General features: G+C 41.2%; 25 protein-coding genes, 1 tRNA gene and 1 other RNA gene. 11 read left to right on the top strand and 16 right to left on the bottom strand.

The window, feature by feature from the left end; all coding sequences use genetic code 11:
• Positions 1–708: xanthine dehydrogenase family protein molybdopterin-binding subunit (locus tag ACM9H2_RS04110; RefSeq protein ID WP_415488513.1), on the top strand; the 708-nt coding region annotated here is incomplete at its 5' end.
• 8 nt (positions 709–716) lie between these two features.
• Here the strand turns inward: ACM9H2_RS04110 and ACM9H2_RS04115 are convergent.
• Complete coding sequence (locus tag ACM9H2_RS04115) at positions 717–1,871, bottom strand: arginine deiminase family protein (protein ID WP_415488515.1); 1,155 nt, start codon at positions 1,869–1,871, stop codon at positions 717–719.
• 61 nt (positions 1,872–1,932) lie between these two features.
• The gene (locus ACM9H2_RS04120) at positions 1,933–3,408 is read right to left on the bottom strand and encodes an amidohydrolase (RefSeq protein WP_415488517.1); all 1,476 of its coding nucleotides are present in this window, start codon (positions 3,406–3,408) and stop codon (positions 1,933–1,935) included.
• 102 nt (positions 3,409–3,510) lie between these two features.
• On the opposite strand from ACM9H2_RS04120, the gene ACM9H2_RS04125 reads away from it, so the two are divergent.
• Genes ACM9H2_RS04125 through ACM9H2_RS04135 form a run of 3 tightly spaced genes read left to right on the top strand, consistent with a single transcriptional unit; the run spans position 3,511 to position 7,312 of the window.
• Entirely contained in the window at positions 3,511–4,374 is an 864-nt protein-coding gene (locus ACM9H2_RS04125; RefSeq protein WP_415488519.1) for an FAD binding domain-containing protein, read from the top strand.
• A 2-nt stretch (positions 4,375–4,376) separates the two neighbouring features.
• Complete coding sequence (locus ACM9H2_RS04130; RefSeq protein ID WP_415488521.1) at positions 4,377–4,880, top strand: (2Fe-2S)-binding protein; 504 nt, start codon at positions 4,377–4,379, stop codon at positions 4,878–4,880.
• Positions 4,880–7,312 carry a xanthine dehydrogenase family protein molybdopterin-binding subunit gene (locus ACM9H2_RS04135; RefSeq protein WP_415488523.1) on the top strand — a complete coding sequence of 811 codons (2,433 nt, stop codon included), beginning with the start codon at positions 4,880–4,882 and terminating at the stop codon, positions 7,310–7,312. The genes ACM9H2_RS04130 and ACM9H2_RS04135 overlap by 1 nt, the downstream gene beginning before the upstream one ends.
• 17 nt (positions 7,313–7,329) lie before the next feature.
• Here ACM9H2_RS04135 and ACM9H2_RS04140 read toward each other — a convergent pair whose 3' ends face one another.
• Positions 7,330–8,091, bottom strand: coding sequence for a GTP cyclohydrolase III (locus tag ACM9H2_RS04140; protein ID WP_415488525.1), 762 nt, complete (start codon positions 8,089–8,091; stop codon positions 7,330–7,332).
• Positions 8,092–8,229: 138 nt separating this feature from the next.
• Here ACM9H2_RS04140 and ACM9H2_RS04145 point away from each other — a divergent pair, with 138 nt between their 5' ends.
• Positions 8,230–8,670, top strand: a complete 441-nt coding sequence (locus ACM9H2_RS04145; protein WP_415488527.1) for a CoxG family protein — start codon at positions 8,230–8,232, stop codon at positions 8,668–8,670.
• Positions 8,671–8,688: 18 nt separating this feature from the next.
• Here the strand turns inward: ACM9H2_RS04145 and ACM9H2_RS04150 are convergent, their stop codons facing one another.
• Genes ACM9H2_RS04150 through ACM9H2_RS04175 form a run of 6 tightly spaced genes read right to left on the bottom strand, consistent with a single transcriptional unit; the run spans position 8,689 to position 14,129 of the window.
• Positions 8,689–9,933: a VWA domain-containing protein gene (locus ACM9H2_RS04150; protein WP_415488529.1), complete on the bottom strand. Its 1,245-nt coding sequence runs from the start codon at positions 9,931–9,933 to the stop codon at positions 8,689–8,691.
• A 1-nt stretch (position 9,934) separates the two neighbouring features.
• Entirely contained in the window at positions 9,935–10,699 is a 765-nt protein-coding gene (locus ACM9H2_RS04155) for an SDR family NAD(P)-dependent oxidoreductase (RefSeq protein WP_415488531.1), read from the bottom strand.
• The gene (locus ACM9H2_RS04160) at positions 10,696–11,604 is read right to left on the bottom strand and encodes an AAA family ATPase (protein WP_415488533.1); all 909 of its coding nucleotides are present in this window, start codon (positions 11,602–11,604) and stop codon (positions 10,696–10,698) included. The genes ACM9H2_RS04155 and ACM9H2_RS04160 overlap by 4 nt, the downstream gene beginning before the upstream one ends.
• Before the next feature lie 10 nt (positions 11,605–11,614).
• Positions 11,615–12,520 carry an HAD-IA family hydrolase gene (locus ACM9H2_RS04165; RefSeq protein ID WP_415488535.1) on the bottom strand — a complete coding sequence of 302 codons (906 nt, stop codon included), beginning with the start codon at positions 12,518–12,520 and terminating at the stop codon, positions 11,615–11,617.
• Between the two features lie 26 nt (positions 12,521–12,546).
• Complete coding sequence (gene ribB, locus ACM9H2_RS04170; RefSeq protein WP_415488537.1) at positions 12,547–13,233, bottom strand: 3,4-dihydroxy-2-butanone-4-phosphate synthase; 687 nt, start codon at positions 13,231–13,233, stop codon at positions 12,547–12,549.
• A gap of 41 nt (positions 13,234–13,274) precedes the next feature.
• Complete coding sequence (locus ACM9H2_RS04175; protein ID WP_415488539.1) at positions 13,275–14,129, bottom strand: polysaccharide deacetylase family protein; 855 nt, start codon at positions 14,127–14,129, stop codon at positions 13,275–13,277.
• A gap of 61 nt (positions 14,130–14,190) precedes the next feature.
• On the opposite strand from ACM9H2_RS04175, the gene ACM9H2_RS04180 reads away from it, so the two are divergent.
• On the top strand, positions 14,191–15,180 hold the full coding sequence (locus ACM9H2_RS04180) for an LLM class flavin-dependent oxidoreductase (RefSeq protein WP_415488541.1): 990 nt from the start codon (positions 14,191–14,193) through the stop codon (positions 15,178–15,180).
• Positions 15,181–15,182: 2 nt separating this feature from the next.
• Here the strand turns inward: ACM9H2_RS04180 and ACM9H2_RS04185 are convergent, their stop codons facing one another.
• Complete coding sequence (locus ACM9H2_RS04185) at positions 15,183–15,581, bottom strand: VOC family protein (RefSeq protein WP_415488543.1); 399 nt, start codon at positions 15,579–15,581, stop codon at positions 15,183–15,185.
• A gap of 89 nt (positions 15,582–15,670) precedes the next feature.
• Here ACM9H2_RS04185 and ACM9H2_RS04190 point away from each other — a divergent pair, with 89 nt between their 5' ends.
• Positions 15,671–16,633: a class I SAM-dependent methyltransferase gene (locus tag ACM9H2_RS04190; protein WP_415488545.1), complete on the top strand. Its 963-nt coding sequence runs from the start codon at positions 15,671–15,673 to the stop codon at positions 16,631–16,633.
• A 287-nt stretch (positions 16,634–16,920) separates the two neighbouring features.
• Complete coding sequence (locus tag ACM9H2_RS04195) at positions 16,921–17,823, top strand: DMT family transporter (protein ID WP_415488547.1); 903 nt, start codon at positions 16,921–16,923, stop codon at positions 17,821–17,823.
• A 95-nt stretch (positions 17,824–17,918) separates the two neighbouring features.
• Here ACM9H2_RS04195 and ACM9H2_RS04200 read toward each other — a convergent pair whose 3' ends face one another.
• The 4 genes from ACM9H2_RS04200 to ACM9H2_RS04215 form a co-directional block, all read right to left on the bottom strand.
• A complete protein-coding gene (locus ACM9H2_RS04200; protein WP_415488549.1) occupies positions 17,919–18,410 on the bottom strand; it encodes an MOSC domain-containing protein in 492 nt (163 codons plus the stop codon).
• A gap of 33 nt (positions 18,411–18,443) precedes the next feature.
• Positions 18,444–18,668, bottom strand: a complete 225-nt coding sequence (locus ACM9H2_RS04205; RefSeq protein WP_415488551.1) for a hypothetical protein — start codon at positions 18,666–18,668, stop codon at positions 18,444–18,446.
• A gap of 147 nt (positions 18,669–18,815) precedes the next feature.
• Positions 18,816–20,165: a nicotinate phosphoribosyltransferase gene (gene pncB, locus ACM9H2_RS04210; protein WP_415488553.1), complete on the bottom strand. Its 1,350-nt coding sequence runs from the start codon at positions 20,163–20,165 to the stop codon at positions 18,816–18,818.
• A 29-nt stretch (positions 20,166–20,194) separates the two neighbouring features.
• Positions 20,195–20,269: transfer RNA gene (locus tag ACM9H2_RS04215), tRNA-Arg, on the bottom strand.
• 90 nt (positions 20,270–20,359) lie between these two features.
• On the opposite strand from ACM9H2_RS04215, the gene ACM9H2_RS04220 reads away from it, so the two are divergent.
• From ACM9H2_RS04220 to ffs, 3 genes are all read left to right on the top strand, one after another.
• Positions 20,360–21,208, top strand: a complete 849-nt coding sequence (locus ACM9H2_RS04220) for a geranylgeranylglycerol-phosphate geranylgeranyltransferase (RefSeq protein ID WP_415488555.1) — start codon at positions 20,360–20,362, stop codon at positions 21,206–21,208.
• Positions 21,209–21,625, top strand: coding sequence for a CoA-binding protein (locus ACM9H2_RS04225; protein WP_415488557.1), 417 nt, complete (start codon positions 21,209–21,211; stop codon positions 21,623–21,625).
• Between the two features lie 43 nt (positions 21,626–21,668).
• An RNA gene (gene ffs, locus ACM9H2_RS04230) (signal recognition particle sRNA) lies at positions 21,669–21,981 on the top strand.
• A gap of 12 nt (positions 21,982–21,993) precedes the next feature.
• Here the strand turns inward: ffs and ACM9H2_RS04235 are convergent.
• Positions 21,994–22,242, bottom strand: coding sequence for a YhbY family RNA-binding protein (locus ACM9H2_RS04235; protein WP_415488559.1), 249 nt, complete (start codon positions 22,240–22,242; stop codon positions 21,994–21,996).
• Positions 22,235–22,549 carry a ribonuclease P protein component 4 gene (locus ACM9H2_RS04240; protein WP_415488561.1) on the bottom strand — a complete coding sequence of 105 codons (315 nt, stop codon included), beginning with the start codon at positions 22,547–22,549 and terminating at the stop codon, positions 22,235–22,237. Before ACM9H2_RS04240 ends, ACM9H2_RS04235 begins: the two co-directional genes overlap by 8 nt.
• Positions 22,550–22,670 lie beyond the last annotated feature (121 nt).

Consider the following 22,670-nt stretch of genomic DNA (forward strand, 5'->3'; position numbering starts at 1 on the left):
TGTGCTGATGCAAAAAATGATTTGTTCCAACACGCTTCGCAGATTCTTGAAGTTCCACCAGAAGACCTAGATACAAGCCACGGTAGAATATATCCGAAAGGAGATCCCGATGCAGGAATTGAAATAACAGACGTGTTCACTGCAGCCATTTACGAATCAGGATACTTCCTAAAACGGGGTGGAGAAATCATTGGAAAAGACACCTGGGTTATTGAAGCTGGAGATCCTCAACCCGGTAAACCAGGTCGTGTGAACTCATTCTATTCAGAAGGGGCAGTTAGTGCAAGTGTCCGTGTCAATCTCCACACTGGAGAGGTCAAAGTGGACCAAATAGTTGGGGTCTTCGATGTTGGAAAAGCTATCAACCCAAAACTAGTCGATGAACAAATTATTGGGGCAATTAGCATGGGACTCGCAGGAGTTTTATATGAAGGAATGGTTTACGACGAAAAATCAGGAAGAACCATCAATGCAAATTATTCCGATTATAAAATCCCAACGATTCATGAACACCCGGTGGTAGTTCCAATTTTCTTAGAAGAAGGCCATCCTCAAGGTCCATACGGGGCAAAAGGTATCGGAGAATCCCCCACAGTCGCTGTAATCCCTGCAGTCGCAAACGCGATTAGAGATGCAACAGGGCATCGATTTAAAGAGTTGCCTATAACTCCTGAAGATATCTATTTAAAAATCTCTGAGACTGAATAATTAATAAATTAAAAATTGCCTTTCTCGTAATTGTCTCCACTGACGAAGTTGACTAGCCCATCCGGTTTGTTATCCGGAATCCTTCTAGCCACTTCTTCTAATTCTGGTCCAGGTTCTCGATGCAATCTACAGGTAATACACCGAATTCCATTTACGCCACCCATCTTTATTTGCGATGTCTCCACTTCAATTACATCTACTCCTCTTTTTTCTAGTTCCTTATTAGTTTTCGGTGTTTCTACCCCTTGAATTAATTTACCAGGTTCTAGTAGCATACCATTGCATGGGAGCAAATGCTGTTCTTCTGGTGGAACTTCAATCATCTCAATACCATGATCTGCAAGCCACTTGTAAACTCCAAAGTCTAGTTGAGGTGGGTACACAACTGCAAGACCCACATCAACAATATTCAATACACCATCCATATGGAATGCACCACTCGATTGCATCGTGGCATGAATCGAAGAGCTACTTCCCATCACAATTTCTCTTAGGCCTGCCGCTTTGAATTGTGGTAGTGCCTGTTCCAATCCTTCACGATTACACGCCCTACCAAATCCTCCTACAACCACTCCTTCTGCAACCCATGGCCATGCGGGTTCTAATATCCCCTTACCTGTGATTTGCAACGAGATTGGGCACCCAATATCTGTGAAGAACTTTTGTGTATGCCGATTCAAACCCCTCAGGTATGCCCCTTGACCATATCTTCTAAGTATCACACCATTTCTCAACACTGTACCCAGAAGTGCTCCAACGAACATCTTTCTAAGCGGTCCGTATGCTCCCCATGGATCCTCATATTCCATAAATCTAACTTTCACCCCTTCTTCTTCCAACGTCCTTGCATAATCTTCCTGCTGCCCCCGCAAAGCTGGTAGATCTGCCTCTCCATATGTCATCATAAAATATTCTTGATTCCGTTTATCTAGGAATATCTCGTGGTTTTCATGATCAGTCGCCATGACTAGGGCGACTTCTTTCAATTGACCAATCCCTTGATCTCCCCATTTCCTACCCCAAATCTTCTCCATTTCGTCTAAATAATCTATATCGTGAATTACCGCCGGATCTGGTGGCATTCCTCCAACATAATCTGGAAAGTCCGACATTTTAAATTTTCTACCAGCAATAGTGTATTCTTTTTCATTTTTTTCACTCATGTTAGTCAATCTCACTATACCTGAAACCCCGCTATGTGTAAAACCTGTCTACTCCTGACGCTTATCTTTCCACGTGGCCTACTGATTTCCACGGTCTGTTTGCAAGTACTATTTTCTCCAAACCTGTTCTTTTAATAACGGCATCTGCCGCATCAGCAGCCTGTTCATACAAATCAGGATAATTCACTGAAATCCCATCCACTACTCTATCCTTCATGATCACCTTCCCATTACAAATAACTGTATCAACTTCAAATCCCTGGGCCTGATATACGATTGCAGAAACTACATTCCTAATTGGTTGGAAATGTGTATAATCTAGTCCTAAAAGAACTATGTCTGCTTTTTTTCCGGGTTCAATGGACCCCAAATTTTTTTCTTGTCCTATTGCCCGGGCCCCATCTATGGTTGCCATCTCGAGTGCCTTTTCCGGAGTCATGATAGTCGAATCCGAGTGAACTCCTTTATGGAGTGACGCAACATATCGCATATCGTTTATCATATTGACTGTATCGCTGCAACTCGCATTATCGGTTCCAATCCCCACTGTGACTCCATAATTGAGCATAGTTGGTATGGGTGCAGTGCCCGACCCCAACATCAAATTTGAAATGCAATTGTGCGCTACTCGCGCATCCGTTTGTTGCATCAGTCGTATATCCGATTCACTCAAGTGAACACAATGGCCAAATAAGGCCCTTTCCCCTAAGCATCCAATGACATTCATATATTCTGTCATTGAAAAATGCCCACCCCCCAATGCCAATTCCTCATGATACGTCTCTGAAACGTGGGTGGTTGTCATCACGTCATGTTCTTCTGCAATGGCATAACATGCTTGTAGCCCATCTGTAGTTGTACATCGTGGAGATAATGGACCCGGCCAAATACTTTGTCTACCCTCTGCTGACCCGTTCCATTTCTTTATAAGATCTTCAATATTTTTAATAGACCCATCTGTATCATCTAGATCCGTGCTTGCACGTTTTACACCTGGGGCAGCATCTCGATATAATTTAACAAAGTCAGACAACGCAGATTCCATGTTTTCATCGATAAAAGATTGACAATATATGTTTCTCATTCCTGCCTGATCATACACTTCTAATTTTGATTTTACAATATCATCTGCATAACCCGATCCACCCCCTATCGCATTTTCCACAAATGTAGTTGTTCCCGATTCAATTGATTCTAAACAGTACAATGCAGAAGCAATTGCATGCTCCTCTGCGTTCATTTCTGCCCGGGCAGGTTTAGTCACATTAAATAACCAATCATAAAGAGCCCTATCTGTCTGTCCGCCCCCTCTTAAAAGAATATCTGCAACATGTGTGTGGGTATTTATCAATCCTGGTATTACTGCATGCTTTTCTGCACTAATAACCACGTCCGCATCGTGACTTGATTTAATATCCTCTGATTGGCCCACGTCAATGATCTGTTCACCTTCAATTGCAATTGCTCCATTTTCAATAACGGATCTGTCCGAATCCATCGTAATCACGACACCATCGGTAATCAATATATCTGCCATATTGAATTCCTGTTCCTCTTACAAAAAGATCTTTTCGCAAAACCGTCGTACCGCAAACGTCATTATAGTCAAAGAGGTAATTTACCGTGGAAAACACCAATCATGAGGGATTTTACCTATATTTGTCCAGAAACTATTGATGAAGTCTGTCAGTTGCTATCCGAGCAGGAAAATGCATTTCTAATTGCAGGTGGCCAGAGCCTTCTACCACTTTTGCGCCTTAGAGCAGCAGACCTTTCTTGTCTTATTGATATCAATGGACTAAAAAATGCCAATTACATAACCTTTGAAAACCAACAAGTAAAAGTTGGACCAACTGCGCGACACGCAGAAGTCGCCGAATCTGAAACTGTAAAGAATCATTGTCTCGTTCTATCTCAAGTAGCATCCCATATTGGAGATGTACAAGTTAGAAACCGGGGTACTATTTGTGGATCTGTTGCCAATGCAGATCCTGCAGGGGACCCTCCTGTCCTATCTGCTCTTCTAGATGTTGAAATCCAAGCTACATCTGTTCGCGGCGAAACCATTTATTCCGGAAGCGATTTCTTCCAGGGTTTTTACGCCACCAATCTAGAGGAAGATGAGTTCATAACCGAAGTTCGATTCCCCAAGATTTCTTCCCCGACGGGGGTGGGATATGAAAAATGGGAGCCGAGCGAAGGCGCCTACCCCGTAGCCACTGTTGGTGCACTAATAACCCTGGAAGGCGACCTCATCTCTCAAGCAAAAATAGTAACTGGTGCAATTGAACCCGGGCCAACCTTTTCTGAGGATGCAGCAAACATTCTCCTCGGACAAAAACCCACAACTGAACTCATCACAGAAGCTGCCATATCTATTGGCGAAAATTCAGACCCAATTGAAGACGCAGAAGGGTCTATTCTATTCAAACAAGAATTAATGAAAACTTTATCCAAACGTGCAATTACCACTGCGGTAGATTGTGCCCAAGGAGGTGCTTAAAAATGTCTAATGCAAACCAAGAACCACAATCAGAGTTAATAGTAACCATAACTGTAAATGGATCCAAAACGGGTGAAATCATCCCTGCAAGAACTCTATTATCAGAATATGTTCGAGAGCATCTATATCTTACTGGAACTCATCGCGGTTGTGAAACTGCAAAATGCGGTGCATGCACCGTTTTACTTGATGGAAAAGCAGTAAAATCTTGCAACGTACTAGCGGCGCAGGCTAATGGCAGAAACGTAACCACGGTTGAAGGTTTAGATGACCACGGAAAACTCAGCCCAGTCCAACAATCTTTCTGGGACAATCATGGTATGCAATGTGGTTACTGCACGCCAGGTTTCGTTATCGCCTCAACTGCATTACTAAATGAAAACCCTAACCCCACCATAGACGAAATCCGATTCGGTTTAGCTGGAAATATCTGTAGATGCACCGGATATACTAAAATTATAGAAAGTGTCCAGGACGCGGCACACCGAATAAACAAGGGATCCTGATGAGCAAAGCCCAACTCAAATCGCCCAAGCAAGTTGCTTCTACCAGCGCTGTAGTAGGTGCGCGAATTAATACCAAAATTGGAAGAAAACTTGTAACTGGTACTGGCAGATTTTTAGATGATATAGTACTTCCTGGAATGCTTCACGCACGGTTTGTTCGCAGTCCCCATGCCCATGCTAGAATTTTAAATATTGATACTTCTAAAGCCATGGATATTCCTGGTGTAGAACTAGTCTGGACTGCCGAGGATATTGATCCTTATGTACTCCCATTTAGCCATCCTGAAAACGCGAAACATCTAGGTTTTGTGGATGAAGAGGTACTTGCCTCCGATAGAGTTCGATATGTTGGGGATGAAGTAGCGATTGTGTTGGCAAAAGATAGAAACACCGCGATAGAAGCAGCAGACTCGGTCGAGATCGAATATGAAAAATTACCCGCTGTAATCGACGCGGAATCGGCCTTACTTGATAGTGCCACTATCATCCACCCGCACCTATCTTCCGACCCAAAAAATCCGATAAATGGAAATCTAATCTATGCTGGAAAAACCGTTGGAGGTGATACTAAAACTGCCCTCTCTAATGCAGACGTAGTTGTGGAAGCAACCTTTACAAATAATAAAACGAATCCGTCTCCTCTCGAACCTCATGGTTGTATAGCAGATTGGAATAATGGAAGTCAAAAACTAACCCTTTGGGCATCTACCCAGGTTCCCCACCGATTACCCGAACTTATAGCCACTGCAGTTGTGGACCTAGACCCCACGAATATAATCTGTAAAATCTCAGATGTTGGAGGGGGATTTGGAGCAAAAGTTGGTAGATATTCTCATCACGTTGCAACATGCGTTCTTTCTATGTACACTGGAAAACCTGTTAAAATGTTTTTAGATCGAATTGAAGAAATGCAAGCTGGACGTGGGCGTTACGACGAAACCATGAATGGAAGATTGGCCCTTTCAAAAGAAGGGAAAATGTTGGCGCTTGATATAGATATGCTCCAAAACACTGGAGCTTATGCAAACTATGGGGCTGTGATTGCCAAATCTTCAGCACTCACTTGTGGAGGCCCTTATCTCATACCCAACCAAGAAATTCGGTATAAATTAGTTTACACAAATATAATGCCTGGGACTGCAGTACGCGGATTTGGAAATCCCCAATTTATGTATGCAATTGAACAGCTCATAGACCTCGCTGCAGAGGAGCTAGGTATGGATGCATTTGATTTACGCCTACTTAATGTGCCCAAAATATCCGATCTCCCTTTGCGAACTGCAACACGATTAAAACTCCGGGATATGGATGTATATGGATGCCTCACTCAACTCCGAGAACGTATTGATTGGGATTCAAATCGCGGTGGCCATCGAACAAAAGATGGTAAACTCCGCGGAGTGGGAATGGGGACTGTTATGCAACGCAACGGGAACAAAAGTGCAAAAGGAGCAGATTACTCCGGAGCAATTGTTCGCATGGACCGTTTTGGATCTGTCACTGTTTTTTCAGGAACATCTAGTATTGGTACTGGGACCACCACTGGTATTGTTCAAATGGTATCTGACACTCTGGGCGTCTCCGTGGACCGTGTGGATATAGTCATTGGAGATACTGATATAACTCCCGAAGATATGGGGGTTTGGGGGGACCGTTCCTCTGTTTTCGCAGGAACTGCCGCAACCATGGCTGCACAAAACCTCAAAGCTAAAATCATTCGACTAGCTGCTCATCTGCTAAATATTTCTGAATCGAATGTAATCATCTCCAACGACCGAATCTTCGAATCCAATAAACCAGAAAATGGGATGTCAATTGAAGAGTTTGCAAATCTTGCTACATATGGTGACCAAACCAACCGCCCCTCCGATTTACAAGGTGGAGTTTCCCTTGTTGGCGAAGCACGATTTGAAACCCAAGAAGGTGAATTTATGGATGAATATGGTACTGGGAGTGTATCTCATGTTTATACCTTCTCTTCCGCAGCCGTTGTTGTAGATGTTGACCTATCCACTGGGGAAATCGATATAGTTGATATCGCAGTTGCAGAAGATGCCGGGACTATAATCAATCCAAAACTAGCCTCTGGACAAGTCCAAGGGGCCGTAATCCAAGCCCTTGGAGAGGTCCTTCTTGAGGGGTATCAGTATGAATCTGATGGCTCACTTGCAACTGGAACTTTACTTGACTATCATTTACCAACCGTTGCAGACATGCCTTTGCTACCTGAAGATTCAATTATCCACGTAGAAACTCCTGACCCAACCACTTCATTTGGACAAAAAGGATTGGGAGAATGCGCGACTGTAACTATCTTTCCTGCTGTAGCAAACGCCGTTGCAGATGCGACCGGAATTCGCTTCCCAACGCTACCTCTGTCCCCTTCTAGAGTCTTACCAGCTCTAGTTGAAGCAGGCCTGCGCGAATTATAATCTTTAACCAACTATCTTTAGTACTCGAATTCAATCATAGTCGAATCTTCTCTACAACGTTCTAGTGCATGTTTTGCTGCCATCCCCGCATCTTGGGCCAATCTCCCCCATCCAACCCCAACTTTTAGTTCTACACCCACTTCTTGCTGAACATGATTAATGGCTTTCTCATATTCTTTCTCTCCCAACTCCGAACATACTGTAATAACATTGTCACCCCCTACAAAAAATGACAAAGAGCTATATTCCTTGCGCATATATCGCATCAATTCCGCATACCCATGTTCTATTTCAATAAATGCATCAAATTCATTCAATTTATCAGTATACTTTCCAGTTGCATCATTCACGTCAAAGTGCGCTATTTGAAGATCTTTCTCTGTCCGTTTTTCTTCCTCTATAGGTTCTCCCTCTAAAATCTGCACACGGCTACTATCTTGGGCACTACCTGTCACTTGTAATTGAGAAGTTGCTTTCCCGAGGGCCTTTGCGGGATCTTTGTCACTCGCTATACTCAGACTAACTGTTACGGGATATCGATTCCCAATCGATTCTTGGATCAATGCGTGATATTCTCTATCGATTCCATTCGTTACGGCAATCATGTTGTCAAACCTTGAGAAAAAAACATATCCCTTTTTCATGCCAAACAATTGCGAAAAGTCTGCATATAATCTTGACTGAAGTGTCTGTAGATCCACTTCTCTTCTAGGTTTTGGAGTCACCGTCCACGGTCCATAATTATCTATCTGTATCAATGTCAATTGAGCATTTGTCACTATACTTTCTCATTGTGCGTGAGGTATATTATCGGCTTTGTTTTTAATCGATTCCTCTGAGTCCCTGTTTTATGGCCTCTCCATCCCTCCTCGGCACAGTAAACAAGGTTTAAATTAGCTCTTCACCAATAATCTACCATGGAATTTGAAGGAGATATCCTAGTCCCTGCAGAAAGACAATTTGTTTTCGACGAAATGCAAAAACCAGAAATGATTCAAAAAATCCTGCCCAATTGTGAATCTGTAGAAAAAGTAGAAGATAACAAGTATGTGGCAGTTTTAAATGAAAAAGTTTCCAAAATTTCAATGAAACTTGAAACCGAACTTGAGCTAGTCGAAATACGTGACCCCGACCTGGTCAAACTAACTATAACTGGTGAGGCTCCCGGTAGCAATACAAGTGTTCAAGGGACTGCAACATTCGAATTATCTGAAGAAGGACAAGAAACTAGAATTCAGTACACAATGGACGTCGAAGTAAGTGGAAAATTAGCTTCAATTGGATTCCGAATGATTAAACACGTAGCAAAAAAACGCATAGACGAGATTGGGACAAACCTCCAAACTGTGTTTCAATAATTCCCTCTATTTTTCCTCTTACGGCAAACTACTTTTTAAACTCCTGGTCATTTTCTCTAAATCCTCAATTGAGTTGAATCCAAAAAAATAATCAATATACGGAAGTGCAGTTTTCATCCCCCTGACCTCTGGCTCATAATTATCTGAACTTGCTGGTGGATTCAACCAAATCGAAATATTACTTTTTCTCTTTATTTCTGCCATTCGTTTAGACAAAACACCCAAATCTCCCGCATCCCATCCATCACTTACTATCACCACTGCAGTATCCCGATCAACTATAAACGGATCTTTCGAAATAATCTTGTCTATGCATTCTCCTATTCGTGTCCCAGATCCCCATTTTGTTCTGGCGCGCTCCATCTCCTCGACTGAGTTTTTGAGACTCGGTGTCTGAAAATATTCTGTCACTTCCGTTATATCTGTATCGAAAAAGAACACTCTGATTTCTGCATATTGGCGCACACATTCAAACACAAATTTAAACAAAAATTCTCGGTCTATATTCCTGATCATCGATCTACTCACATCAATAAACATCGACATTTTGACCAACGATTTGTCTTTATTTATTCTAGGGAGTCTGTCGGGGGGAAGTTCTTTAATAACTCCCATCGACCGCCTCAAATCGATCAAACCATTTTTATCTTGGATAGATTCATACCCTCTTATCGTTCCTATTTTGTCTCCCATTTCCCCTACACAAAATACTATTTGATCCGATCCAAAATCCCCAAATGAGCTCTCCATTACTTGGGCCTTTTCTTCTAGCCCTCCTTCAAAAAAAACACTATCTGTTTCATTTGTACCGATCTTATCTTGTTTACTTTCTTCCACTTCGGATGAAACAAGATTTTTATCTTGACTTTCTGAATTTTTACCTTTTTTATTTTCACCCAACATCGACGCTTCCAATGGCTTCCTAACCTCCACTTCCGATAGTTTTTCTTCCTTAGATCCTGCTCTACTCTCCACATCTTCTTTTACCCTGTCATCCCCATCTTCTAACCCGTCCCTCCACGTTTCTTCCCAATAGTAATTAAACAATTCATCAAATTGGATTTTTTCTTCTGGGTTGTCTATCAAACTAGTATATAATGCATAGTAAAATTGATCTTTATTAGTGGGATCTATCTCTCTCAATGCAGTTGCCGCAGAAATAGACTCATCAACCGAAATTCTCGTCCCTGATTCCCTCAAAGCCCGGCAAAATTGGACCAATGTCTCTGTATATGATTTCTTCTTATGGTCAATCTGTACCATATTATTTAGCCGTATACCCCCCGTCCACTACAATATCTGCACCCGTGATATACCTAGCCCTATCTGATGCAAGGAATAAAACCACTTCTGCCACATCATTTGGATTTCCAAAGTAGGGGAGTGGGGTTTCTAATTCCAACCTTTGTTTCACACCTTCATTCTCAAAAACTTTCTTTGTCCGATGGGTTTGGATTAAACCTGGACATACTGAATTAACTAGTATCGGAATCTCTGCATATTCTACCGCAAGCTGTTTTGAAAAATTGATCACTCCCCCTTTTGATGCACAGTAAGCAGGCCTATTCTTATAACCCACCAACCCCAATTGGGATGCTATATTGACAATCCGCGAATTTTCCGATTGTTTGAGATGTGGGATTGCACATTTAGCACACAAAAACATCCCTGTTAGGTTAGTCCGTATAACCCTCTCCCACTCGTCAGTGCTCATTTCTTCTATGGTGCCTGCAGATTGGTCTGCAGCAGCGTTGTTTACTAATATGTCTATCCCTCCAAATGATTCCACTGTCCTTCCCACCAATGCTTCAACTTGGCTATTTTTCGATATATCCACTTTTGTAAAAATGGCTTCCCCTCCACTTTCTGTAATGATCTCTTCTGTTGTTTTCCCACCTTCTCTCGGTAGCTCTTGTAGGTCTCCAATAGAAACTTTTGCACCGTAGGTCGCTAGCTTTAATGCTATACTCCTGCCTATCCCCGAAGCCCCCCCTGTCACAATTGCTATTCTACCCTCCAAATCCCTCATGTCCCCGACCCTTTATTGATATTTTCCAATATCCGATCGACAGTCTCGCCTTTTAATAATTCTAAATCCTCTGGTTCTTTCACAATAGTAGACAAAGACCGTTTCACAATATCTGGTGTTATGATTTCTACTTCTAGTTCTGCAAGGGCCATGGCCCAATCTAGCGTCTCTGATATTCCTGGAATCCTCATAAGATTTTCTTGGTATCTAATAGTCTGCATGAATTCCACTAGTTGGGTCGTAATATGTTCATCTAAACTTGGAACTTTCATCCGAACAATTTTCAATTCACGGTCCATTTCTGGAGGCTCTAAATATAGATATAGACATCTCCTCTTCAGTGCATCACTAATTTTACGCGTCCTATTGGATGTTATTATAATTATTGGTGGGTCGTCCGATTTTATTGTTCCCAACTCTGGGATGGTAAGTTGATTCTCATCTAACACTTCTAACAGAAATGCTTCTATTTCTTCCCCTGCTCTATCTAGCTCATCTATTAATAATATTGATCTATCCGAATTCCGTAGTGCTTGAAGTACCGGGCGCTCAAGTAAGTATTCTTCTTCAAAAATAGACTTTTCTATATTTTCTGTTGATTCTTGTTCTCCTAGTTCCCCTTCTATCCGAATTCTAAGAAATTGTCTCATGTGGTCCCATTCGTAGCTTGTGTTCTCAATCCCCAAACCCCGATAACATTGTAGACGAACCAAATCTCCTTCTGTAACATCTGATAATGCCTTTGCTAGTGATGTTTTCCCACACCCAGGTTGGCCTTCTATCAGTAATGGCCTAGCCAGTTTGGAGGCCAATAACAAAGCCGTTGAAATTCCTATATTTGAGATATACCCTGCTTTCTGCAATAGTTCTGTAATTTCATCAGGCGTTTCAGCATTTATTTTCATATGTTCTCTACTATACTAATTGATCGGGATGTAGATATGACATTTCCGCTCGATATGCTGTTTCTGCATCAGATCTGGCATCTCCAATAAATATCGAATTTCCCTTAGAAGTTCCCATATGCTCTAGACACCTATACAATGGCTCTGGATCTGGCTTGGTTATTGCACTATCTCTTCCAATTATACATTCTATTTTGTCCATAACTCCTAACCCCTCTAGGGCGATTTTAGCCGCCTTTGGGGAATTAATCGTGCAAACTGAAATGGGAATTGATAGTTTGTCTAAGAATTCAATCAATTTTAAAGGACTTGCTTTTTTTGCCCCTTCAATCTCATATTTTGTTAATATGTCATCTACACCTCCAAACAATCCATTTTCCTCTGCAATTTGAAACACATCTTCATGCCTATACTCTGTTATGTCCCCCTCTACGTACTCTTGCATCAGTACCTTCAATTCCTCATAAGAACCTTCCCAATCTACATCTAGATGGACTAAAGTTTGATCCAAATCAAAAATAACCGATTCAAATAAATTTATGTTTTCGTGTTTTACGATTGATCCATTCGGTTTCCATACCTCCTCCCTTGGAGAAAATACCACTTCATCCTCTTCCTTTAAATCAAATAATTTTCTCAATTTTACAGGGGCAATTACTTCGGTTATTTCCTCTGGATACCCTTCTATAAGGGGGACTGTCGTACCTGCAACAATCCCATTAATTCTACATAGGTGAACTACTACCCCTTTGCATTCTCCACCTCCCAATTCTTCTATATTTTCTGACTGCAATCCTCTAGTATCTACATTCCTCAGATTTAATGTCCCATGAAATGGAATGAAGCCCACAACTGGTTCTAATTCCCCTTTTGATTCCTCGATGAAATATGCCCCCTTCCCTTGCCCTTCAACCACGGCGCAGAACATTTGGTTATACACAACTATTTGTTTGGTTTCCCCTCTAGGGCTTCCACCAGTATTTTCCCTTCTACAAACAATAATCCGTTCTTTTCGGCATACTCTTGCATCTCCTCTTTCGAACTGGCCTTTCCACTTACATCATCTAACATCTCACACACCACAACTGCGGGTTCCATTCCTGCTGCCTTTGAAAGTGCTATTCCCAATTCTGTGTGCCCTCTCCTTTCTTTCAAAGAAGGTGCAGATCTTAGAATCTGGACATGCCCCGGGCTCCTAAACTCCTTAACAAATTGTTCTGCAGTATATTCTCCACTCTCTGCAGCATATGCAACCTCAGCGAGCCTCTTGATCGTCGTTTCCCTATCAATATCTGTTATTCCCGTGTATGTGTCACGATGATTCACCGGAAGTGAAAAAGCCGATCTAGTGTCATATTTCAAATCACTATTCTCTGTTAATGGGTGATCTATCATGTCACTGAGGAATGGCAGTCCCAACAATTCCGACGCTTCATCTGAAATTGCAACACATATCAATCCACCCGCTTCGTTTCTAAACCTAGCAATTAGTGTATGGGTTATTTTTGAAGCAGCAATAACTAAGTCTGTTTCATTCTCTCTATCCTCAAAATCATGTATCAAGATTGGCTCCCCATCTGTCAGAGCAACGATTGCCCTCTCTACTATATCGTCATTCTTTTTATCCATTGTTTACTCTCTATTAAATATGATTCACACAGCGTTATTACTTAAGTGGTTTTACATTCTTTATAGTAATCGCACATTTCGCCACAACTAGGCCACCAGACATTTTCTTTATTTTTTATTTCCTTTATAATTCCTTCAAAATATTTCGAACGAAATGCCTGTCCGGTTATATGTGGGTGGATGGCAATCGGCATCAATCTGTTTCCTTCTTCAGACAAAACTTCAAACTGATCCATGACCGTTTTCTGAAATTGCCCCCCTGTTAAATTCTTTTTTGTAAAAAGGGAAACATCATTTATTTCACCTGAATATGGCATCGATAAAATCTTCCCCGAATCTGTCTCAAAAAAGTAGGGATGGTCATCATTACACCAATCACACACGTAGTCAAATTCCTCTTGTATCAGCGTATTTATTGTACTAAAATTCTCTGATAACCCTGGACCTAACCATCCTCTTGGAACTTCGCCCGTCGATTCTTCTATCCGATCTTTGCAACTTTTTATCACCAAACGTTCTTCTTCTGGACTTAGCCCCTTTAATCTCTGTGAGTTTGTTATACCATGGCCTATGATCTCAACTTCTCTCTCCACAAGTGCTTCAACTATTTCTGGCATGTGGTCACATATAGCCGAATTAAGTGCCACCATTGGTTTAACGCCATATTTATCTAGTATCTTCAATATTCTCCAAATGCCTACTCTCGAACCATATTCTCTCCAACTATATGTCATTACATTTGGAACACTCTTGTCTCCATCTGCAGGATATGGAATCTCATATTCAAAATATTCCATATTTATGACTACCCAGACTGCTATATCTTGGTCCCCTGGCAACTCAAATTCACTTCTGGTAATCGGTCGGTAATTATAGCTTCGAGTTTCCTTACTCATTGTACTCACCATCCCATTCGCTTTCCTCACACTTAAGGCCGTACTAACCTAAATTTAATCAATGGTTAACTTTGGAATCAATGTTAATAACCGTGAACCCCTTATCACAAAAAAATATTCTATACCTGATATGTTTCACATGGGGGCAGAAGCAGAAAATCTAGGCTTTGATTCCGTTTGGGTTGGAGACAGCCTATTGGAAAAACCACGTTTAGATCCAATTGCAACTCTTGCTGTACTCGCAGACAGAACTAAAAAAGTGAAATTGGGAACTGCATGCATGGTCACTCCTCTTCGGAATCCTATACAATTCGGTCAGGCGTGGGCAACTCTCGATATGTTTTCTGAAGGAAGAATGATATTGGGGGCATGTATGGCCGCTGCAGACGACGATCGTGGAAAACTCCAGTACGAAGTCGTTGGGCTCGACCCTAGAAAACGATCTGCCATTTTCAATGAGCACATCGAGGTGATGAAAATGTTATGGAAAGACGGAGTGGTCAATTATTCTGGAGATCATTTCAACTTCGAAAATGTAACCTTCGAAACAGGAAATGAAGAAGTTCCTTATACACCCGTTCAAGAAAACCCTCCCATCTGGGTCATCAGTAACCCTAGTGCACGCGGAAACAAAGCAGTTTACAGCCCTGCAATCCAGCGAATAGTCGAAGTCGGAGACGGTTGGATGACTTGTTGCAGGGCGGCACAACCTCAGGAGTACGCAGCCCAATGCGAAGCCATAGATCTTCACGCAAGAGAGCAGGGCCGCGATCCCAAAACTATCCATAAATCTTATCAAGTTACGCTCCACATTTCTGATTCAAAAGAAAAAGCGATAAAAGATATGGAAGAATACGTCGGGAGCTATTACCCAACGCAGTATTATAATTTGAATGAATGGGGCCCTATCGGAAGCGCCGAAGATGTAATTGAGTGGATTGAAACTTTCGCAGATATCGGCTGTGAAACATTTATCATGCGATTCGGGTCTTTCGACCAACTAGGGCAAATGCAGCGATTTGCAGACGAAGTTCTACCTGCATTTCAATAGCTTCACACCGATTTTCCAATTCCCAGTACATACCCATCTGGATCTTCTAATAAAAAGTGGTTTCTTCCCCACATAACTTTTGGTTCTGTTAATATTTCTACACCCATACTAACAGCATTTTCGTATATTTTTTCAACATCATCTACATTTAATTCTAGAACCAATCCGTTTCCTCTTTTCCCAGTTGGTTTCCTCAAATTATACTGTGCAAAAACCTCTTCTTCAAAATCTTCTTCTAATACTATCGAACATCCTCCTGCTCCCAATTCAACTCTGCTACCTGGTTTTTCTATCCGTTTGAATCCTAACACATTTTCATAAAACTCCCTTGATCTTTCAATATTTTCTACTATCAACGTAACTTCGTGGACTTCACTCATGTATTTCCCATCGTTTGCCACGTTCTTGGCTCTTACCGATCTATTTCCTGTGAAAAGTGTCCTTTTTATCTTTCAGTCTCTTTGTTCTATCACCAATGTCTTGCAAGTGCGTGAAAGTACTTCCTGTGGATGGTGAATCCACCCGAGTCACTTTAGATTCTCTTGAAATTCTTAACCATGAGTACAAAATACTCTCTCACGAAGGGTACCTATACATTCCAATCACTGAAGATGGAACTCCCCCTTCTAACATGGACGTTGTTTATATGGACCTTTTGCCTAATAAAAATAGACTTCTCCCCTCCGACCTCTTGCCCTTTAAAATAACTTACGAACGACTTGGGGACATCATTTTATTGGATGAACCCGACGCACACCAAGCAACAGCTGCTACCATTGCTTTATTGGCTTCTGATATTCAGTTTAAAACTATTCTTAACAAGGCCTCAGAAATCCAAGGTGACACGCGGGTTAGAAAGTGGTCTCTCCTATCTGGAAATTCTACCGAAACCGTTCATAAAGAATATGGATTTGAATTCCTTGTAGATATATCCAAAGTATATTTTTCACCCCGTCTTGTCACTGAACGCCAAAGAGTAACTGGCCAAGTATGTTCTGGAGAACGGGTCTTTGACATGTTTTCTGGAATCGGGCCATTTACAGTTCCCATAGCTAGTAAAGGGGCAACAGTCACGGCAACTGACATAAATGATGATGCGATCGAGTATCTCCGGAAAAATATCTCTAGAAATAGCGTAGAAACAAACGTAACTGCACATATTGGTGATGTTAGAAACATCGCCGATGACTACTCCCATTGGGCCGATCGAATTATTATGAATCTTCCCCATTCCGCAAATGATTTTTTAGATGTCGCATTTAATATCGCAGGAAAAAAATGCATCCTGCATTATTATTCCATTTCCGAACTTGATGATCCCTTTACTGCAGATATATCTGTCCTTCAAAATGTGAGTCAAGAACACGAAGTCACCATCTTGAATGAAACAATAATTCGTTCTTACTCCCCTAGCCAAGTGCATATCTGTATCGACGCACTCCTCACTCGATAGTAGTGGAATGATTTATGCCCGTTTGCATCCTCAACACTTGTGTTATGCTTAATGTGCTCATAAAATGGAGCAAGAAGATGTGCGAAAAAACGAAGGAAATCTTTGGAATTTCGGACTATCAACTCCTTTGGGTGGCATGGCTCAAAGGCATCGTCTTTGGAGCCGCTCTTGTATATATCGCACTTATATACTTTTAACAAATTCACGTGCCTGTGTAACTCAGTTGGTAGAGTGATTCCTTCGTAAGGAATATGTCGGGAGTTCGATCCTCTCCTCAGGCTTCTAAAATGGATATTTTTTGGGGGATAATTTTTGCATTATGCGGGGCAGTATCTATTGCTTCAATGGCCATTTTTGTCAGAATTTCAACTATAAATGGTGGTAAAGCGTTTTATGCAGTTATTGTGAGCTTGATTATGAATCTGATTCTAGTAGTCCCAGTTGTGGCCGTGGTTTATTTTCCCGACTATGGAATAACTCTAAAATCAGCTATTGCTTTCGCAGGCGCCGGATTGGCGGGGACTTTGATAGGGCGTGTTGCTTATTTTGAAGGTATAAAAAGAGCAGGCGCTAGTCGATCAGATGCAATTAAAGCAACTACACCGATAATTGCTACAATTCTTGCGATAGTATTGATAGGAGAATCTCCCAGTCTGATTCATATTCTCGGAATAATTGCCATCGTAGTTGGAGTTTGGATAATCTCATTGGACTTGACACCGGACAAAACCATTGAAGGAATTACAAGTAGAAGGGCGGATGTACTATATCCGATAGCTGCTGCAATATTTTTTGGCTTTGAGCCCGTACTTGCAAGAATTGGTGTATTGGAAGGTACACCTGGACATGTGGGGTTGGGTATAAAACTGATAGTTCCTGGAATTGGTTTTTTAGCATATTTTATAGTAAAGGGAGATATGCCAAATATTGGGAAAATTTTTGAAAATAAAATTACTGCTAAATGGTATATTTTAGCTGGGCTGGCTAGTACCTCTATGCTGATATTTTTATATACTGCTATAGAAATAGCCCCCGTGGTTTTTGTAGTCCCGTTCCTTCAAACTAGCCCTTTATTTGTTGTTGTTTTTTCATACATATGGCTTCAAGATATAGAGCATATTTCGTGGAGATTGGTTATGGGAATTTTGATCATGACTTGTGCCACTATCATAATAACTACTGTGGCATGATGGATTATAATCGTTCTATGTTAGTTGCCCGGGGGCCCTTTGGGGCTTGTTCGGTGTTAAACTCAATTTATAAATGTTCTCTCCATTTTCAGCCCCTATCCTATTATTTCTTCCACTTCTGCTCCAATTTTGATCGCCCCCCCTTCCAGTATGTCTGCTCTAAGGCCTCCTCTATTTTCTAATGCCTCCATAACACCCTTTGTAGTAAGAGCCTCCATGTGGCGACAAGGGGTACAAAGACAGATTCCTTTACAAACCACTTCCCCAATCCTGAATTTTTTTCCAACAAGGTCGTTCAAAGCCACGCCCCTTGTAGTTATATTCCGCCTATGTGTTCCTGGTTCAATCTCAATTTGATACTCATTAAGTACTCCCTCCACCGCTTCTGCTTCTATCAACGTCAGATCCCTCCCATTAGTATCTGACCCTTCTGCATATCTATTACTCTTAGAAAATGTACCTTTCCCTTCATAATATCGATCACCTTCGATTCCCCTCCCTGCTATGACTACAATCTCTTCTCTTGAAGTGACCTTTTCTGCTCCCTGACTAGCTGTGTGAATTAACTCCACCGTCCCTTTAATCATTTTCCTAACACCGTAGAGTGGAGTCCTCTCTACTTATAATGTCGTGTCTTCTTCAATTTCTGTTTCATAAACAACCTCCCTAAGTTCTGAGAGAAGTTGTGGATGGTACATTTCCAATAACGACACATCCACTCTTAATTCCTCCAATCTATCCCGAACTCTAGAAATGGCCTGATATCTTTTGTTCTCACTGACTCTGATTTCTCTGCTAATATATTTCCTTTCAGTTTCAGTTATTATTGCCCGTGTACGCGCCATTTCCTCACAATCCTCCTCCCCCGCGAGCTTTATTAGGTATGCATATATTTAAACATTTGCAAATATAGCTACGTATGCTTATACGCTAATATATGCATATATGTAAACTAACTACTAACTACTAACTCCATTTTTTACCAATTAAGTTTATAATAATGTCTCAACTAGAGCATTTATCCCGTCACTAATCTCTACTTTGTAGGGTTCGTGATTCTCAATTTTCTTACAAGATTTTGGAAGTGAAAAAATAGATTCTATCGCATTTTCCTGTATTGCTTTTAATTTAGGAAGTTCGTACACAAGCTTTCCATTATTGTATATGTCAACTAGCTGTTCTTGCCCTTCTAGTTCCTCTCCTTTCAGCGCAAGAACATCTTTCTGATACTTTCCATTTTTAACAATCCTGAGTATGCTCTTTTCCCCTGGATATGTTCGTTTCCCGTCTGAAAATTTCATACTTGGTGTCTTTTTTCCATTTTCTTCTGTCTGCACTAGTTTGTACACTATCTCTGCAACAGGGATCTCTCGACTAGTTACTAAATTTCCACCCACTCCAAATCCCGTTGCAATCCCTCCGTCTTGTAAAAATTGATCAATCTTGTACTCGTCTAATCCCGATGTGATGTATATCCCCAATTCTCCTGTTATGTCCTTCACCTGTTTAGATAGTGATACCAGATCTCCCGAATCTAATCGGACGCCTTTTATGTTAACTCCCTTAGATTGTACAATTTCCTTTACCCTTTCTGCACCTGTTATCGTATCATATGTGTCAATAAGTAGAATCGATTCTTCACCGTATGTTTCTATAAATGACTCAAATGCCCCTTCTTCAGTTTCGTAGCTCTGCATCCATGAATGAGCCATAGTCCCCATCACTGGAATTCCGTACATGACTCCTGCAGCTAAATTAGATGTACCTTCAAACCCACCTATGTATGCTGCCCTTGAAGCTTTGATCCCCGCTTCAACACCGTGTGCCCTTCTAGCCCCAAATTCTATAAGTGATTGCCCCTGCCCATATCTTTGCACTGTATCATATATTCTTGCAGCCTTTGTAGCAATCAAACTTTGAAACCCAATCTGATTAATCAATACAGTTTCTAGAATCTGGGCTTCCACTATTGGAGCGGTTATCTCAACTATGGGCTCATGTTGGAACACGACCGAACCCTCTGGCACTGCTCTCATGTCTCCTGTAAATCTAAAATCCGCCAAATATTCACAAAGACTTTTTTTGAACCCCATTCCCTGTAAGAACTCCAACGCCCCTTCTTCAAATGAAATAGATTCAACATAGTCAACAACATCTTCCAATCCTGCCACTATGACGTATCCTCGATTCTCTGGCATTTCTCTAAAACTCAGATCAAACGAAGAGGTGATATTGTGACCCCGCTCCAAATGCCCTTGGGCCATCGTCAATTCATATAGATCTATGAACAATGGCATTTCCGCCTTTGTCAACTCTCCAAATTTTTTCTTTTCTGATGTCATTTGTGACGACCTTTCCATTCGAATATAGACGAGCATGAAGGGATTTGAACCCCCGACATCTTGGTCCGAAGCCAAGCACTCTATCCAAGCTGAGTTACATGCCCTAAATTGTCAATTATTGAGGCAACCGTTTAACCCCGGCGATACTGCATCATCGCAGGATTTTAACCTTTTCATGGTTATGGTCCATTCAAATGAGTTCTGTCATTGGGGAATATCTGCGCCTTTCACGTCCATTAAATGCATTTGCAGCTGGATTGTTGACCCTTCTTGGCTCCTTGATGACACTAAGTTTTCACGGTGGTTGGGAACTTGTTTTTATTATATCCCCTCTCCTTGCCACCATCTTGGCAACTGCCGCAGGAAATTCTCTAAATGATTATTTTGACAGTGATATCGATCAAATAAACTCTCCCTCTAGGCCCATCCCCCTTGGTATAATCTCTAAAAACGGCGCTTTAAAATTCAGCATATTTCTATTTCTCATAGCAACACTGATTTGCTTGACACTTCCACTCTTTGCAATTTTCATAGCAATCTTCAATTTTGTTTTACTAATTTTGTATACTCCTTTATTCAAGGGAATGCCCCTTGTAGGGAACTTTGTAGTCTCTTATCTTGGAGGGAGTACCATTCTTTTTGGATCTGCTTCACTTATCGGAGTGGAAGCTCTTCAGTATCAAACATTATTAGTCCTTTTTTCTCTCATCGTACTTTCCACATTTTCACGAGAAATAATCAAAGACATTGAAGATATGGAAGGCGATAAAATCAAAACTCTCAAAACACTCCCCCTAACAATTGGGATTAAGCCTTCTCTTGCAATCTCTACAATATCTCTTTTGATGGCCATTCTAATCAGCCCCTTGCCCTTTTTGAATGGAATTTTTGGCCTATTTTATTTATTTGCAATAATCGTCGCAGATTCCCTGATGGCATTTGCCATTTTCATCTCTTTTACAAACCCTTCCAAAGGCCAACTTTATTTAAAATATGGTATGTTTTTAGCTATATTTTCACTCATCATCAGCGGGGTGCTCTAGATGAATTTGCCCAGTGATGACCTACTCCATGATATCTTTGGATTAGATACAATTGCGGTGATAGGATGTTCTACTAATCCTGCAAAAGCTGCCCATAATATACCAAAATACATGCATGAACATGGTTATACTGTTATCCCTATAAATCCTCATACTACTGAGAATATTTTTGACCAGGTTACGTATGACACCATCGCCGAAGTCCCTGTTAAAATAGATATGGTGAACATTTTCCGTCCCTCTTCAGAAATACCAGATGTAGTTGATGCAATCCTCAATAGGGATGATTCTAATATCCTTTGGATGCAATTAGGAATAAGCCACCCAGAAGCTGCAAAATTAGCAGAATCTCAGGGCAGAATTGTGATCCAAGATGAGTGCTTAATGGTAGAACATCGCCGGATTATGGGGCTCTAAAGTTCCTGCCGAAAGGCACTTACCCTGTCCTTTATTACTAAAACAAGCGGATAGGTTGGGCGGTTAGGCCCCGCTTCATGCTCGCAATATGGTCTTAAGCGAGAATCGAAACCAAGGTGCGTCTGTTCCAAATTGGTTCAGGTCCCTGGACCCAACTGAGAAGCCTTGTCCATTGGGGGCAGAGGTCTCTAGTAAATGCATGAAGGTGCGTTTATATGGAGTTAATCGACAACAACTCGTCAGGCACGGAAGTGAACAGCGAATTGTCGGACATCTGTCGCTCAATGGGGTGCGGGGTGGAGAAGGCGATAGGATAAACCCGTTCTGAGAAGTCGGGCAAACCTTATTTCCGCTTCATTTATTCCATTTTAGCGAACGAATATAGCAGTATTCCCTATCGTTTCGTACATTTTTGCCCCCGACCTTTCTGCCAAAATAGATGCTAATTCCTCCGTCGATTTTTCTCCTCTTGAAGACTGTAATAATTTGACTTTAACAGCCTTTCTCTCTCTCAATTGGCCTTTTAATTCTTCAATTACTTTTTCTACCCCTTCTTTTCCTACCCATATCGTCGCATCAGTTTCATGAGATAATTTTCTTAGTTCTTTTTTATTCATATTTTTCTTCACCATTTCCTATTCCCCTTGTCCCTCCTTTGTATGGATATCTATGATATTCTCCACATTCACATGAAACCACCACACATTTATTATTAGTACGAAATCGAGCATTCCTGCCTGGAATCAAATATGTGCCACACTTTGAACATGTGAATCTTTTTAAATCTGCAGGAAACTTTAGTCGGTGCCTTTGTGCAATTTTGTGGGCCAAATACACATAACGTTTCGCTCGAACAGTTTCTCCACTAACTCCTGCTTCTTTTGCCAACTTTGCCAGCTTTTCAATTCGTTCTTCTGCAATCATTTTATACCTTTAGTACTACCTTCTCAATATTTTTTTTTCGCGATTGCTACTAGTTCGCCGAAATTAACCCTTTGCTTAATGAGATCTATCTCTCCGTACCTTGCCACAACGTGTTCCATTA

Origin of the sequence: Candidatus Hikarchaeum yamanae (assembly GCF_009889665.1) — an archaeon.
GTDB classification, from domain to species: domain Archaea; phylum Halobacteriota; class Halobacteria; order Halobacteriales; family Hikarchaeaceae; genus Hikarchaeum; species Hikarchaeum yamanae.

Bases quoted from the DNA above. Each gene is read 5' to 3' on its own strand.
- ACM9H2_RS04235 (WP_415488559.1), bottom strand. From the start codon at position 22,242: ATGAATAAAAAAGAACTAAGAAAATTATCTCATGAAACTGATGCGACG.
- ACM9H2_RS04120 (WP_415488517.1), bottom strand. From the start codon at position 3,408: ATGGCAGATATATTGATTACCGATGGTGTCGTGATTACGATGGATTCG.
- ACM9H2_RS04130 (WP_415488521.1), top strand. From the start codon at position 4,377: ATGTCTAATGCAAACCAAGAACCACAATCAGAGTTAATAGTAACCATA.
- ACM9H2_RS04125 (WP_415488519.1), top strand. From the start codon at position 3,511: ATGAGGGATTTTACCTATATTTGTCCAGAAACTATTGATGAAGTCTGT.
- ribB (WP_415488537.1), bottom strand. From the start codon at position 13,233: ATGGATAAAAAGAATGACGATATAGTAGAGAGGGCAATCGTTGCTCTG.
- ACM9H2_RS04160 (WP_415488533.1), bottom strand. From the start codon at position 11,604: ATGAAAATAAATGCTGAAACGCCTGATGAAATTACAGAACTATTGCAG.
- ACM9H2_RS04135 (WP_415488523.1), top strand. From the start codon at position 4,880: ATGAGCAAAGCCCAACTCAAATCGCCCAAGCAAGTTGCTTCTACCAGC.
- ACM9H2_RS04180 (WP_415488541.1), top strand. From the start codon at position 14,191: ATGGTTAACTTTGGAATCAATGTTAATAACCGTGAACCCCTTATCACA.
- ACM9H2_RS04155 (WP_415488531.1), bottom strand. From the start codon at position 10,699: ATGAGGGATTTGGAGGGTAGAATAGCAATTGTGACAGGGGGGGCTTCG.
- ACM9H2_RS04220 (WP_415488555.1), top strand. From the start codon at position 20,360: ATGAGTTCTGTCATTGGGGAATATCTGCGCCTTTCACGTCCATTAAAT.
- ACM9H2_RS04205 (WP_415488551.1), bottom strand. From the start codon at position 18,668: ATGGCGCGTACACGGGCAATAATAACTGAAACTGAAAGGAAATATATT.
- ACM9H2_RS04225 (WP_415488557.1), top strand. From the start codon at position 21,209: ATGAATTTGCCCAGTGATGACCTACTCCATGATATCTTTGGATTAGAT.
- ACM9H2_RS04175 (WP_415488539.1), bottom strand. From the start codon at position 14,129: ATGAGTAAGGAAACTCGAAGCTATAATTACCGACCGATTACCAGAAGT.
- ACM9H2_RS04115 (WP_415488515.1), bottom strand. From the start codon at position 1,871: ATGAGTGAAAAAAATGAAAAAGAATACACTATTGCTGGTAGAAAATTT.
- ACM9H2_RS04195 (WP_415488547.1), top strand. From the start codon at position 16,921: ATGGATATTTTTTGGGGGATAATTTTTGCATTATGCGGGGCAGTATCT.
- ACM9H2_RS04145 (WP_415488527.1), top strand. From the start codon at position 8,230: ATGGAATTTGAAGGAGATATCCTAGTCCCTGCAGAAAGACAATTTGTT.
- pncB (WP_415488553.1), bottom strand. From the start codon at position 20,165: ATGACATCAGAAAAGAAAAAATTTGGAGAGTTGACAAAGGCGGAAATG.
- ACM9H2_RS04150 (WP_415488529.1), bottom strand. From the start codon at position 9,933: ATGGTACAGATTGACCATAAGAAGAAATCATATACAGAGACATTGGTC.
- ACM9H2_RS04240 (WP_415488561.1), bottom strand. From the start codon at position 22,549: ATGATTGCAGAAGAACGAATTGAAAAGCTGGCAAAGTTGGCAAAAGAA.
- ACM9H2_RS04200 (WP_415488549.1), bottom strand. From the start codon at position 18,410: ATGATTAAAGGGACGGTGGAGTTAATTCACACAGCTAGTCAGGGAGCA.